Source organism: Pseudomonas fuscovaginae SE-1, from assembly GCF_000364705.1.
In the GTDB taxonomy this organism is placed as follows: domain Bacteria; phylum Pseudomonadota; class Gammaproteobacteria; order Pseudomonadales; family Pseudomonadaceae; genus Aquipseudomonas; species Aquipseudomonas fuscovaginae_A.
In genome coordinates this window covers 1-13,402 of sequence record NZ_AQOH01000294.1, presented here as the reverse complement: position 1 = coordinate 13,402, position 13,402 = coordinate 1, and the positions used below count along the sequence as shown (strand labels likewise).

At 65.4% G+C, this 13,402-nt stretch carries 10 protein-coding genes; 4 read left to right on the top strand and 6 right to left on the bottom strand.

Annotated features, from left to right (window positions below; all coding sequences use genetic code 11):
• Positions 1 to 221: 221 nt before the first annotated feature.
• A complete protein-coding gene (locus K675_RS0123685) occupies positions 222 to 767 on the bottom strand; it encodes a VOC family protein (protein ID WP_017905956.1) in 546 nt (181 codons plus the stop codon).
• Between the two features lie 58 nt (positions 768 to 825).
• Positions 826 to 1,578 carry an SDR family NAD(P)-dependent oxidoreductase gene (locus K675_RS0123680; protein ID WP_017905955.1) on the bottom strand — a complete coding sequence of 251 codons (753 nt, stop codon included), beginning with the start codon at positions 1,576 to 1,578 and terminating at the stop codon, positions 826 to 828.
• Between the two features lie 101 nt (positions 1,579 to 1,679).
• Between K675_RS0123680 and K675_RS0123675 the strand changes: the two genes are divergently transcribed.
• The 4 genes from K675_RS0123675 (at position 1,680) to K675_RS0123660 (ending at position 3,964) form a co-directional block, all read left to right on the top strand.
• Positions 1,680 to 2,597, top strand: a complete 918-nt coding sequence (locus K675_RS0123675; RefSeq protein ID WP_017905954.1) for a LysR family transcriptional regulator — start codon at positions 1,680 to 1,682, stop codon at positions 2,595 to 2,597.
• Between the two features lie 149 nt (positions 2,598 to 2,746).
• Entirely contained in the window at positions 2,747 to 3,151 is a 405-nt protein-coding gene (locus K675_RS0123670) for a nuclear transport factor 2 family protein (protein ID WP_017905953.1), read from the top strand.
• Between the two features lie 28 nt (positions 3,152 to 3,179).
• Positions 3,180 to 3,560: a putative quinol monooxygenase gene (locus K675_RS0123665; protein WP_017905952.1), complete on the top strand. Its 381-nt coding sequence runs from the start codon at positions 3,180 to 3,182 to the stop codon at positions 3,558 to 3,560.
• Between the two features lie 146 nt (positions 3,561 to 3,706).
• A complete protein-coding gene (locus tag K675_RS0123660; RefSeq protein WP_017905951.1) occupies positions 3,707 to 3,964 on the top strand; it encodes a DUF3079 domain-containing protein in 258 nt (85 codons plus the stop codon).
• A gap of 3 nt (positions 3,965 to 3,967) precedes the next feature.
• Here the strand turns inward: K675_RS0123660 and K675_RS0123655 are convergent, their stop codons facing one another.
• The 4 genes from K675_RS0123655 to K675_RS0123640 all read right to left on the bottom strand — a co-directional run.
• Entirely contained in the window at positions 3,968 to 5,326 is a 1,359-nt protein-coding gene (locus K675_RS0123655) for a hypothetical protein (protein ID WP_017905950.1), read from the bottom strand.
• Complete coding sequence (locus K675_RS0123650) at positions 5,323 to 11,640, bottom strand: AAA domain-containing protein (RefSeq protein ID WP_017905949.1); 6,318 nt, start codon at positions 11,638 to 11,640, stop codon at positions 5,323 to 5,325. Before K675_RS0123650 ends, K675_RS0123655 begins: the two co-directional genes overlap by 4 nt.
• A gap of 5 nt (positions 11,641 to 11,645) precedes the next feature.
• Complete coding sequence (locus K675_RS0123645) at positions 11,646 to 12,299, bottom strand: 4Fe-4S single cluster domain-containing protein (protein WP_017905948.1); 654 nt, start codon at positions 12,297 to 12,299, stop codon at positions 11,646 to 11,648.
• 2 nt (positions 12,300 to 12,301) lie between these two features.
• A partial coding sequence (locus tag K675_RS0123640; protein ID WP_017905947.1) for an AAA family ATPase occupies positions 12,302 to 13,402 on the bottom strand: 1,101 nt, incomplete at its 5' end.

Below are 13,402 nucleotides of genomic sequence, written 5' to 3'. Positions count from 1 at the left end.
GTATTTATGGAGCCAGTGTTTGTTGCCTGGCATGTGAGCGAGTGTACGACGCTAGAATCATTGAAACAGTATGTGTATTTGTAGCATCAGGATTCCTGATACTGTTTAGCGTAATGGGTAATAGAACTCTTGAAGATTCCACCATCGCTGTTTCTGATGGGCGGTATGACTACTGTTGTCGGGCCCAGGCGACGGCGGGTCCGCACAAGGGAACAGGTCGATCACTTGGTTGCCAGCGACACCCATTCGATCTGCGAGCCCCACGGCGTCAGGAAGTAGAACCACTGCACGCCATCGGGGTTGGTAATCGGTTCGTTCAGCACCTTCAGGCCCCTGGCCTTGATCGCGGCCAGGCTGCGTGCCATGTCATTGGTCCGCAGGGCGAAGTGGGTGGCGCCTATGTCGTCCTCATGGGGTTGCACGCGGTTGATCTTCGGCCCCTTGTACTGGAACAGCTCCACCTTGGCACCGCCTTCCAGTTGCAGCATGACGAAGCGCTCCAGTTCGCTGGACTGATTCCAGCGGAACTGTTTCTTCCATTCAGCCGGAATGGTGCCCGGACGAATGTCCGAGATGACCTTGGCGCCGACCAGGTCGGTGAAGAGTTTCACCGCCGAGTCTATGTCGGGCACGTTCATGCCAACGTGGTCGATGGCCGATACCTGCAGCGCTTCAGGGGCGGCAGCCGTTGTGGCGGGCGTGGCGGCCTGCGTCATCGAGGTCGCGGCAAGGGAGAGGCCCAGCAGGGCGACTTTTGCGGTATTCATGGGTGTGTACCTGTGGCGTTGGGGTGACGAGGCCGCCGGGCCGCGGCCTCGATTCAAGTCAGATCTGTGCCTGTCCGCCGTCGACGAACAGTTCGATACCGTTGACGAAGCTGGCGTCGCTCGAAGCCAGAAACAGCGCCGCACTGGCGATCTCTTCCGGTTCACCCACGCGCCCTTGCGGAATCTGCGAGGCGAGGTAGTCCAGCAGGCCTTGCTGCTGGGCGGCATCCGGTCCTGCCAGGTCGACCAGGCCAGGTGTCCGTGTGGCACCGGGACTGATGGTGTTGACGCGGACATTGCGGTCCTTGAGGTCCAGGATCCAGTTGCGGGCGAAGGCTCGCACGGCAGCCTTGGAGGCGGCGTACACGCTGAAGGCCGCGGTGCCGGAGCTGGCGGCGGTGGAGCCGGTGAGGATCACCGAGGCGTTCCGCGCCAGCAGCGGCAGGGCCTTCTGCACGGTGAACAGCACGCCCTTGACGTTACGGTCGAAGGTGTCGTCGTAGTGTTCCTCGGTGATCTGCCCCAGGGGCAGCATCGAACCGCCGCCGGCGTTGGCGAGCAGTACGTCGATCTGGCCGCGCTCGGCCTGGATGCGCTGGTAGAGCGCGTCGAGCTGGTCGAGGCGGGTCGAGTCGACCCGCACGCCGGTGGCGTTGCCGACCAGGGCCACGGCGGCGTCCAGTTCGGCCTGGCGGCGGCCGGTGATGTAGACGTGGGCGCCTTCCTGGGCGAAGCGTTTGGCGGTGGCCAGGCCGATGCCGCTGGTGCCGCCGGTGACAACTGCGATTTTGCCTTCAAGTTTGCCGATCATGATGGTTCTCCAAGTGGTTGTTTGCTGCGATGGGAGAAGCTTATCGACGCGCCTGGTTTTTCAAAATAGAATTGTCTGAAATCTATCGTTGCAGAAATGAAATGAGCAAGTTACCCGATTTCGAAGGCCTGGCGATGTTCGCCAAGGTCGCTGAGGAAGGATCGTTCGCCGCTGCCGCCCGGGTCATGGGGGTATCGGTACCGACGGTGTCGCGGGCCGTGGCCCGGCTGGAAGAGCGCCTGGGTGGCCGATTGTTCAACCGCACCTCGCGGCAGTTGTCGCTGACCGAGTTCGGCTTGAGCATGGCGGCCAAGGCCGGGGACATCTATCGCCAGGCCGAGGAAGTCGAGAGCGAGGCCCAGGAGTTGTCGGTACAGCCCCGTGGGCAGGTGCGCCTGGCCATCCCGATGTCGTTCGGCCTGCGCTGGGTGGCACCGCTGATGCCCGAACTGATCCGCCGCTATCCGGAGCTGTCGGTGGATCTGCATCTGTCCGATGCCTCGGTGGACCTGATTGCCGACGGCTTCGACGCCGCCTTGCGGATCGCCGCGTTGCCGGATTCGTCCCTGGTCGCCCGGCGGCTCTGTGCGGTCACCCAGTTCCTGGTGGCGTCACCGGCCTATCTGGAGCGGCACGGCGTGCCACAGCATCCACGCGAGTTGGCCAATCGCAAGTGCCTCAGTTACGCCTACCGCGCGCGGACCCAGATCTGGCGGTTCACCCATGAAAACGGTGCCGAGGAGGATGTCGTCCCCAGCGGCCCGCTGCGGGTGACCAACTCCGACGCGATGATTCCGGTGTTGCTGGAGGGCCTGGCGATCGCCGAATTGCCGGAGTTCATTGCCAGCGAGTATTTGGCGGACGGTCGGCTGGTGCGCCTGCTGCCGGAGTGGAGCATGACCCGTGGTGGTCTGTATTTCGTCACTCCATCAGCCCGTGCGCGTCCGGTGAAGATCCGTGCGCTCTCGGATTTCTTCGCCGAGCATTTGAGTGAACCGTCCTGGCGCTGGCCGCGGTAGAGCAGGGGAGTCGTGGAGATTTATGTTTCAAAACTGAAAGGGTTGTTTTCCATCTTTGATATTTTGATTGCTCAGGGCCTTGGTTAAGGTTGATCTCGTCGCCGCCCGTCACTGGCGGCAAACGAATCGCCCACTCGAGGACTTTTGCGATGAAAACCGCCGTGCAACTGCTCCAGATGTACCTGGACTCCATCCAGAACCCCCGCGCCGCCGCCGAACTGTTCGCCCGGGACGGCGCCCTGGAAATTCCCTACCTGAAATCGCTGGGTATCACCGACCGTGTCGAGGGACCAGAGCAGATCGAGACGTTCATCGCCTCGCTGCTGGGCAAGGTCCCGGACTTCAGGTTCCGCCGCGTGCGCTTTCTCATCGACACCCCCGAGCAGGCCTTCGCCGAGTACGACGTCGAAGCGCTGGTGCCGGCCACCGGGCGTATCTACCGCCAATCCTACGCCGGCCGCCTGGTGGCCCGTGACGGCAAGATCCAGTTGCTGCGCGAGTCGATGGACACCGTTGCCGCCGCCACTGCCTTCGCACCCAACGACGCGGCCTGATCACCTTTTCGAGACCTGGAGAATGACCATGCAAACCTTTCAGAAAGACGCTGCATCCGACCACGACAAGACCCTGCCGACGCAGATCCTGGTCAGTGCCTACTACCGGGTTCACCCCGATGACCGGCAGACCTTCATCGAGGCGGTGATTCCGGAAATGCTGGCGGCCCAGAAGCTGCCCGGCTGCATCTACTACGCCTTTGCCCAAGACCTGACCAATCCGAACACCTTCCACCTGACCGAGGGCTGGGCCGATGAGGCCGCCTACGAGCGGCACGAACACTCGGAAACCTTCCTGCACGCGCTCGCCACGGTGGTCAGGGAGGTGCGGATCCTCGACCGTGAGGGCATTCGCTACGACGTTGCCAAGCAGCACATCGACGATCCTCGCGGCAAGGTTGCGCCGTAATCGGCTGTCAGGGTGGCGGACGCCGCGGTCGGCTGCAGCAAGCTTCTGGCGGATGAAGCCCGTTGCGTCCTTGACTGAAATCAAGGTTTGAAGGCTCCTGGCGCGATAGATTGAACTTCACTTCCACTCGCCCGGCGAGGAATGACATGGCCAAGCCCTTTGCGCTCAACCCCAAGCATCCCGAGCGCATCTGCTGGGGGTGCGACCGTTACTGCGCAGCTCAGGCCCTGGCCTGCGGCAATGGGGCCGACCGCACCATGCACCCTGCGGAGATGCTCGGTGAGGACTGGTATCGGCACGGTGACTGGGGTATCGAGCCGATCGAGGTGAAGGAGCAACCGGCGGATGAACCACCTGAGCGTGTCGTCACGCCTGGGAGCGTCCCGCAATCCCCGTCGCCGTAGTGCTCATGTCCGGACGCCGAGTGTAGCCCTGGCTGCTTCGATGGCTTCCTGCTCGGCAACTGCCACCACCTTGAGCTCGACCTGGCCGACCTCCAGGGCCTGTTCGATGATCAGGTCGCCGCCCTGGCTTTTGAGCAGCGCCTGCAGGCGTTGGAACTCACCACACCAGATGGTCTCGATGTCACGGTCCCGGGTCTTGTCGCGCTCGTGAGTCATGGCCACGGCGCGCACTTGCAGACGGCCGGTGTCGGCCTTGCCGCCCACTTCGACCCCGAACCCAGGCGTTGCGGTCTTGCGCAGCACCACCCGACCGTTTCGGGCCCAGGCGGTTTCCATGCCTTCGCGGGTCTCGTAGCCGAGGCTGGCCAGCCCTTGCAGGACCGCCTGGCGCCGAGCGATGGCTGCCTGTGCCTGCAGGTGGGCCGCGATCACGGCCTTGCAGTGTTCGATCAGTTCGGTCACCTGTTGCAGGCCCTGGCTTGCTTGGCAGCCGGCCACCTGCTCCAGCAGCGACTGGTGGGCCGCGTCCTGGAAGGCGGCCACTTCGGCGGCGAGGTCCTGCAACTTATTGAAGTGGGCGCGTTGGTCCTGGTAGCGACGCGTGGCGTGGGCCAGGTCGAGGACCAGGCTGTCGAGCAGCAGGTTGCGGGTCTGTGGACGAGACTCGGCTTCGGCCTTCTCCAGTCGCAGGACAAAGGCTTCGGCCGCTGGTGCACCTTGCAGCAGTTGCAGTTCGGCGATGTGTCGGTCGATGCGCAGCAGGCGTATATCCCGTGAGCTGTCGAGCGGCTGGCTGTTGATCCAGTCGGCCAGCGAGGGGGCGGGCGCGTCGCTCTTGAGGCGCTGGGCGAGGGCCTGCTGTTCTGCATCGAGGACTTCCTGTCCGGGCGCCGTGGCCAGCAGGGCAAACCCTTTGGCCAGCAGGCTGTCAGCGTCTTCACGACGGATACCCTGGGCCAGTTCGCTGACTTGCTGCAACAGGTCGCCGGTGACCAGACCGGGCCGGCCCCGCAGGGCCTTGAGCAGGGTCGCCGCGTTTTCATGGACGCGTCGCTGTTGCTGGCGTTTTTCCGTCGCACGGATAATCGCCCGTTCCTCGCGCTCTTCCAGGTCACGTTCCAGGAAGTCGATTTCGATGGGCACGGCCTTTTGCAGTTCGCGCAGTTGGTCCTGTTGCAGCAACGCCCGCAGGCGTTCATGTCGGGCCTGGGTCGCGGCCCTGTCGGCTTCGCTCAGTTCGCCGATCCTGCCGGCCTGTTCCTGCCAGCGCTCAAGCGCCCTGGCCAAGCGCTGCAGGTGGGCCTCACAGATCGCCAGGATCTCTTCCCGGGTGACGATGCGGACGACTTTCGGTCCACTCATGCGCTGGTCTCCGTTGCGGTTGTCGGGGTCGGCGGCTGGGGGGCGAGGGCCGGTTGCAGGGCGTTTTCGATGGCTGCGCGCAGCCGTGCACGTTCATTGTCGCCATCGTGGTACCAGCCATGGGACGACACCCGGTGCAGGCTGGGGATGGCCCGGTGCAGCACCGATGGTCGCCAGATTTCCCGGGCCCGGGCATGGTTCAGCAGGGAATGGCAGGGTGAGTCGCACTCGATGCCGATGGCATAGAGGCCGGTGGCCGGGTTCTCGATGGCGAAATCCAGGCCGAAGGCATCGCCCTCGTTGGCGCTGCTGGCCTGCCAGCCCAGCGACTGAATGTATTGGCCGACGGTGTCGATGAAGCCGTCGCGCTGTTGCTGCTGCCGGCGCCGGGCTTCGCTGCGGTCGGTCTGCAGGCGATTGAGCAGGCTGCTGCCGCTGGCGAACTCGCCGGACGACAGGCTCCGGGCGTATTCCAGGTAGCCCTGCAGGTAGTCACGTGGGCTGTTGGGCGCGCGATGGGTGTTGAGCATGTCGGAGATGTCGGCGATCGGCATCGAGGTGATCAGCACCACCTTCCTGCGGGCACGGGTGACGGCCACGTTCAGCCGCCGCTCGCCGCCTTTCTGCCCGAGGACGCCAAAGCTGCGGCGGAAGGCGCCCTGGCCGTTGCGACCGAAGGTGGTGGAGAAAACGATGATGTCGCGCTCGTCACCCTGGACGTTCTCCACGTTCTTGACGAACACCGACATGTCTTCGCCGTCCTCCAGGCGTTCGCGCTCCTGGGCATAGGCCTGGCGGAACACTTCGTCTTCCTCGGCGCGTCGCTCCAGATGTTCCTCGATCAGGTCGGCCTGCTTGCGGTTGAAGGTGACCACGCCGATGGAGGGGCGCTGCTCGTAGGGTTGGCGCCACAGCTGGGCGAGATGCTCGACCACCCGTTCGGCTTCCAGGGCATTGCTCTGGTTCTGGTAGAGGCCGTCGACCTGGATCAGTTCCAGCGGCTTGATCCGCAGGATGTTGGCTTGGGGATGACGTACCGGCACGCTCAGGCGATTGCCGTAGAACGAGGCGTTGGAGAAGCCGATCAGCTCGCGGTAGGCCGAGCGGTAGTGGATCTCCAGCGTGGTGCTGGGCAGCACGCCGCGGGCCAGTTGCAACAGGTCCGGGCAGTCCTTGATCTCGCGACGGTTCCAGGTGTCCTCGAAGGCTTCGCGCTGTTCTTCGTCGGCGTCCTCGTCGGGCATGTCGCCGTCGAACAGTTCGGCCTCGTCGCTCTCGACCCGGCTTGAGAAGAAGGCCGTTGGCGGCATCTGCTTCTCGTCACCGCTGACGACCGTCACCTGGCCCCGGAAAAGGGTCGGCAAGGCGAACTCCACCGGCATCTGCGAGGCCTCGTCATAGATCACGATATCGAACAGACCAGCCTTGAGCGGCAGGACGCGGCTGGCCACGTCGGGGTTCATCAGCCACACCGGGCGCAGGCTCATCAGGCCCAGTTCCGAGCCCATTTCGATGAATTCGCGCAGGCGTCGCGAACGCTTGCCGGTCAGCCGGGTGACGTCCTCCCACTGTTTGCGGCTGCCCAGGCGGGATGGGTCGACGCCCTTGCCGAGCAGTTCGCGGTTGAGCAGGCGCATCTGAATGTCGGCCTCGGCCAGGCCGGCGATCTTCGCCCGGGCTTCGTCCTGGCCGAACAGCAGCTCCGGGTTGGCCTGTTCGATCCGATGTTTCCAACCCAGTCGGGCTTCACGGTTGAGCAGTCGGCGTACGGCGCTTTCGAGCTGGTCGTCGGGGAGTTGATCGAGCTTGTCCTGGATCTGGCGCAGCAGGGCGAGCAGTTCGAGGTCGGCCTGGCCGAGTTGTCCGACCCGTCCGCGAAAGCGCTGGTAGGCCGCCAGTGCGGGCAGGTCGTCCTGCAGCCGGGTCAGGGCCAGCAGGTTGCTTGCGTTACTGGCAATGGCCCGTTCGAGCGTCTGGCGCAGGTTCTCGTCGACCCAGTCGGCCAGTGCCTTGAGCCGATCCAGGCTGTGCCGCCTGGCACCCTGGCGAACGAGGGCGGCATCCAGGTCCTTGAGCAGCGCCTCGAAGCTCTGCTTCTGGCCGGTGAGAATCGCGGCATCGACCTGTTCGCCACGCGGTGCCAGCGCCAGACCCTGGGCCAGCGCCTGGATCTCGCGCAGGTGGCGGATATCCAGGCTGGTCAGGCCCGCCAGCTCCAGCCGGACGTCCTGGGCAATCGCTTCCAGGCCCAATGCCTGGCGCACGGCGTTCAGGGCCGCATGCAGCGGGCGGGTGCGGGTTTCCAGTTCGGCGGCGGCCAGCAGGGCCGGCAGGCGGGTATCGTCGGCCTGTGCGTCGTGGCTGCGCAGGAAGGCCCGCACACGGTTGCGCCGCAGCAGGTGCAACGGGTTGATCCGGGCCAGCCAGGAGTGGGCGTTCAGCACCTGGGCGGTCTGCGCCCGCAAGCGTTCCAGCTCCTTGTCGGTCAGAGCCGTGAGTGCCGGGGAGTGGGCGGGCAGGTAATGCGCGGGATCCAGCTGGCGCAGCCGTTGTTCGATATCACCCAGCTCGACGAGCAGGGTTTCGCCGCGCAGGGCCTGGGTCGTTTCGCTGCGACGGAACAGCGGCAACCAGCGGGCCAGCCGCAGGCGCTGTTCTTCCTTCAGGCCCAGCAAGGCCTCGACATGCCCGGCCATCCAGTTCCGGTAGGGCGTCGGGTCGTCGACTTCGAAACTGGACAGGTGTTCCTGCAGCACGCCCTGGCGAGCCGCTTCCGCGGCGACAAACGCCTGCAGGCATTCGCTGAAAGCCTGCAAGGTGGCCGGGTCGGCAGCGAAAGGCTGCAACTGTGCCAGGGCACTGCCTTCGAACCGGGCCGGCAGCCAGAGACGGATCAGCGGCGCACAGTTTTCCTCGAGGCGCGTCAGGCTGGCGATATCCAGCACCGCCAGGCGCTGGCGCAGCGCCGGGAATTCAAGGGGCGGGCTGCCTTGTTCCAGTTCGATCAGCTCGCCCAGCAGGCCGCGGTAGCTGGTACCGGTCAGTTCGTCGAGACGGTGCAGGCTCTGGTGGAAACGATCCAGTTCGCCTTCCAGGGTTTCGATGCGCGCGGCCATGCGCTCACGCTGGCGTTGCCAGTCGGACGCCCAGGCCCCGTCGATGAACAGGGCTTCCAGTTGCTCACGGATGCTGCGGATCACCGGCTCGCGGTCACGGTTGACATCATTGAGCATGACGATGCGCTGGCCCAGGCCCTCGGCGACCAGGCGCTTGTGCACCACCTCCAGGGCCGCGTGCTTCTGGCACACGATCAGCAGGCTGCGCCGACGGCCGATGGCGTCGGCCACCATGTTGACGATGGTCTGGCTCTTGCCGGTGCCGGGTGGCCCTTCGATCAGCAACCCCGGGCTTTGCCGGGCGCGCAGTACCGCCGCCTCCTGGGAGGGATCGCTGGCCACGGTGAAGAACCGTTGCAGTTCGGGCGGTGCTTCACCTGCCTCGGCTTCGACTGACTCCTTGAGGCGCAAGGCGGTTTCCAGGCCGGTGCCGCCCGGCGAGAGCGACTTGAGCTGGCGCAGATCCTCGCCGATGGCCTGGCCCATGAAGGTGACATGGAACAGCACGGCGGCACAGGCCAGTTCGTCCTTGTACGGTGCCACGTCGATGCTGGTCGGCGGCAGCGTGGCCAGCGTACGCGACCGGGCCGTGGCGAGCATGCCGAAGGCATCCATGACATCGGCGGTACGGATCGCCGAGCGGCCCAGCAACTCATCTGCGGTCTTGCGCCACTGCTTGCAGGCCTCGGGGCCGAGCAGGCTGTCGAGCGCCGGGTTGAGCCGGACCTCCTCGCGCGCGCTGTCAAAGGCCAATGCCACCTGGGCGCGGCTGCCGACCTCGACAATCAGCTTCACCGGCCATAGCAGCAACGGCACGATGCGCGGGCGGGTGTTGCCCCGGGCATCGCGGCTGAGCAGGAACGGGAACCCCAGGTACAAACCGTCGATACCGGTATCGCGCTTGTACAACGAGCTTTGCCGTTGCAATGCATGCAGCCGTGACTCCAGTTGCGAGTTGGCCAGGAAGCTTTCCGGGTCAAGGCTCACCGAGCGCGCGTTGCGTAGCAACAGATGGTCGAGCAGGGCGGCGGCGGGGCGGCGTTCGCTGTCCAGTTCCTGGAGATCGACCCGCGCGGTGGTCTTGCCGATGCTCATGCGTACCAGCGGGCCACGCATCACGGCGGTGACGACCTTCTTCTCGAAGAAATCGAGGATCTGCGAGACGTACTGCTGTTTCTGCGGCTCCAGCCACTGCTCGGCGGGAATCGCCAGCAGCACCAGCGCCCTGGCCAGGGGCATGCGCCGTTCCAGGCGGAACTGTTCCGCCCACTCGTCCACCACTGGCACGCCACTGCAGGCGAAGCCGCTGATGCGCTCGTCGACGGCGCGGTAGAGTTCCTGCCGGGGGTGTTCCAGCAGCGCGCTGGCGTTCTCCGGATCAAACAGTCGAACGTCGGCGCCCCTGGCCAGGCCCGCAGCTTCCTCGACGATCGCGGTGGCCGAGCGGAACTGGCCGATGTTCGCACTGAGCAGGACAATCAGGTCTTCCTCGGCGATCACCCGGCGTTCCGACAGCGCCTGCAGGCCGGGGTGTTCGGTGTCCGGCAGCAGGCGCTGGCGCTCCTGCCATTGCGCGGCCAACCGGGCGCGCGAGGTCGACAGCAGGTAGATGCGCAGGTGCTCCTCGTCGACTTCGATGTGCTGGTGCAGCGCCCGCTGGCGAACATTCCGCGCACGCACGCTCAGCCGCGACAGCCAGCTTTCGGTCTGCAACTGTTCGAGCAGGTCGGGCAGCGAGCCGCTGATCAGCCGGTAGCCTTCGAGCGGGTGTTCGAGCAGCCAGCCCGGGGTGACGATGTCGCCGCGAAGGATCAGCGGAATCTCGGCATTGAGCAGTTTGAGGGCCAGCATCAGACGGAAGTCGTCCTCGATACCTTCGTGCTGGGTCACCTGGCGCAGGCCGGCCAGCAGGCGTGGCGCCAGGCCGATGTGTTCGGCCCAGGTGACGAGCACCCCGCGCAGCAGATGGTCGAGGGCCTGGGCCCAGTTGTCCGCCTGTGCGGCGGCGAGGGCGAACACCGACGGCTTGCGAAAGCGCTGGCTGCCCAGGGTGATGGCCGCGCCTTCGTCATCATCCCGTTCGCTGTATGACGAGGCCGGCGCCTCCACCGGAACGCCATTGAGCCAATCCCGCACCTGCGGCCACTGCCAGCGCTGGTGCCGGTCACGGGCCAGCAGGCCGCGCAGCAACAGGTTCAATTGCGGGTCGAGATCGTCGGGGATCGGTACGCCGTTGGCGAGCACATGAATGAGGAAGGCTTTGGGGTTGATGCCTTCGAAGCAGGCGCCCCGGGTCAACTGTTCGAGCAGGATCATGCCCAGGCTCCACCAGTCCGAGGCCGGGGCCACGCCGCCGGCGATCGCTTCGGGGGCCATGTAGCGACTGGTTTCCAGCGGGGAAACGATATCCAGGTCGAACTCGGACAGCCGCGCCGAGCCAAAGCCGCTGATCACCAGGTCCAGCGGCTCGCGGCTGCGCACCAGCAGGCTGGCGGGACGCAGGTCGCGATGGCGCAGGCCGGCCTCGTTGAAGGCATGCAGGGCCTGGCCCAGCTCGCTGACGATATGACGAACCGCCGCCGCGTCGCTGACGACGTTGCCGAGGTCGGCCAGGGTGCCGCCGGTCAGCTCTTCGATCACTTCGTAGGCCCGCTCATCCCAGCGGCCGGTAGCGAGGATTTGCGGCACGTGTTCGCGGGGCAGCCGGCGGATCACGTCGTAGATGGCCGGGTCCGGTTCGGCACCGGGCCGGTACAGGGTCAGTACAGCCTGCTGTTCGCTTTCCTGATGCCGGGCGATGTAGCGCTCACGTACACCGTCGGTATGACTGATCTGGCGCAGCAGGTGCCAGCTATCGACGATTGTCGCACTGTCGGGCCCTGATGGTGGCACCTCGATGTCGCTGGAGGAAGCGGTGGTGTCCTGATTGGCCGGGCCGCTGCCACATTCCAGGCACATCAGGTCACCGGCCTCCATGGGATGACCGTTCTCGCAGAAGACGGTGAGAGGCGCCGGTGCGACTTCACCACCGGCCTGCGCCAGCTCGTCCACGGTGACAACCGCCTGTGGTCGCCAGCCAACGGGGTGAATGGCCTCGCCGGAGAGGTCCCAGCCGCAGGCGTGCTCACCGACGGAGCCTTCGCAGAAAATCTCCGAGAGCGAGCGCTCGGACTGGCAGTTAGGGCAAAAACGAATCATCGATATCACTTCCCTTGGCGAGGCCGCGAGGCCTGGGCGCTCAACTTCAGTTGGTGGCCTTGATCGTGGAGCAAGTCGCGTAGCCGAAGCAGGTCGTCACGCTGGGGAATACCGGCCATCCAGACGCTGCCATCGTTGTCGAACATCAGGTCCAGGGCCTTGTCGTGGGGTGTCAGACGTCGTTCATAGGCACCCAGGCGGGCATGTCCCCGTTCGGTGAACAGGCTCAGCCGCTGGTTATCGCTGCCACGCAAGGCCATCGATTGTGGCTGGTCCTGCCGGTAGGGGTCGCTGATCAGTCCGTCGATCAGGCCGTGGGCCTGCCGTAGCTTGGGTTCGAGCTGCTCCAGCGAATAGCCGCTGTAGACCAGGATGTCGACGTCACTCACGCGGCGCAGTTCACCGAGCAGGGCCAGCAGTGCGTCGAATTGATCGAACGGTTCGCCGCCGGAGAGGGTGATGCCCTCGGCTTCGGCCAGCCAGGGCTGCAGGTCCGCCAGCAGCCGGGGCAGTTCGATCCGCCAGCGGCCAGGCCCCCAGGTATCGGCGGAGATGCAGCCCGGGCAGCGGATGCTGCAGCCCTGGAACCAGATACCCAGGCGCTGCCCCGGCCCCAGGGTGGTAACCGGAAAATGCACCCGCGACAGGCTCAGCTCCATGTTCAGCGACGTTCCAGGTTCAGGCCGGCGGCGTCCAGTTCGGTAATCAGGAACGCCTGGCCCGGCTGCGCATCCTGGTCGAACAGTGTCCTGGACAAGGGGTTGAGCAGGCGCGCCTCCAACTGGTTGCGGATGCCGCGGCCACCATTGGACAGGTCGCGCAGACACAGCTCGTGCAAGGTCTGGCGAGCGGCTGGAGCCAGTTCGATGGTCAGTTGCCGGTCGCGCAGGTCGGCGAAGGTGCTCTCGACCATCTGGGTGAAGATCTGCTCGGCGACATCCTCGCGGATGAAGTCGAAGACGATGATGTTCTCACCGATGCGGTTGAGGATTTCCGGGCGGTTGAGCACCCGCTTGAAGTAGCGGTCGATCTCGCCGTGGACCTTGTCGCGCACTGTTTCGTAGGGTTCGCCCGGCAGCACGTTGGCGGCCCGTTCGCCATTCTCCCCCTGGCGGTAGATGCCCAGGTTGGAGGTGAACACGATCAGCGCCTCGGAGAAATACACCCGATCGCCACGGCCGGAGGTCAGGACGCCGTCGTCGAGGATTTGCAGGAACTTGTCGAGGATGCGCGGGTGGGCCTTCTCGATCTCGTCGAACAGCACCACGCTGAAGGGCTTTTCACGGATGGCATTGGTCAGCTCACCGCCGACGTCATAGCCGACGTAGCCCGGTGGCGCGCCGATCAGACGCTGGTCGGCATGTTCGGCACTGAACTCCGACATGTCGAAGCGGATGTACGCGCTTTCGTCGCCGAACAGCAGGCTGGTGATGGTCTTCGCCAGCTCTGTCTTGCCGACCCCGGTGGGCCCGGCGAGAAACGCCACGCCCCGCGGGCGGTTGCCCTTGCGGCTGGCGCCGACGCCGGTTATGGCGCGCTTGACGATGTCGAGCATGTGGGTCACGGCGTGGGTCTGCCCCTTGACGCGCCGCCGCACGATCTCATCGGCCTGGCGGATGCGCTGCCGGTCGATCTTCAGCCAGGGGTCCTCGGTGACCCCGACCTTGTAGCGGCGCACGGCATCGGTGATGCGTTCCATCGGCACCTCTTCGACCCGGGCCAGTTGGGCGATGGCGCTCAGGTCGAGCAGCAGCAGGCCCTC

Bases quoted from the DNA above. Each gene is read 5' to 3' on its own strand.
- K675_RS0123685 (WP_017905956.1), bottom strand. From the start codon at position 767: ATGAATACCGCAAAAGTCGCCCTGCTGGGCCTCTCCCTTGCCGCGACC.
- K675_RS0123680 (WP_017905955.1), bottom strand. From the start codon at position 1,578: ATGATCGGCAAACTTGAAGGCAAAATCGCAGTTGTCACCGGCGGCACC.
- K675_RS0123675 (WP_017905954.1), top strand. From the start codon at position 1,680: ATGAGCAAGTTACCCGATTTCGAAGGCCTGGCGATGTTCGCCAAGGTC.
- K675_RS0123670 (WP_017905953.1), top strand. From the start codon at position 2,747: ATGAAAACCGCCGTGCAACTGCTCCAGATGTACCTGGACTCCATCCAG.
- K675_RS0123665 (WP_017905952.1), top strand. From the start codon at position 3,180: ATGCAAACCTTTCAGAAAGACGCTGCATCCGACCACGACAAGACCCTG.
- K675_RS0123660 (WP_017905951.1), top strand. From the start codon at position 3,707: ATGGCCAAGCCCTTTGCGCTCAACCCCAAGCATCCCGAGCGCATCTGC.
- K675_RS0123655 (WP_017905950.1), bottom strand. From the start codon at position 5,326: ATGAGTGGACCGAAAGTCGTCCGCATCGTCACCCGGGAAGAGATCCTG.
- K675_RS0123650 (WP_017905949.1), bottom strand. From the start codon at position 11,640: ATGATTCGTTTTTGCCCTAACTGCCAGTCCGAGCGCTCGCTCTCGGAG.
- K675_RS0123645 (WP_017905948.1), bottom strand. From the start codon at position 12,299: ATGGAGCTGAGCCTGTCGCGGGTGCATTTTCCGGTTACCACCCTGGGG.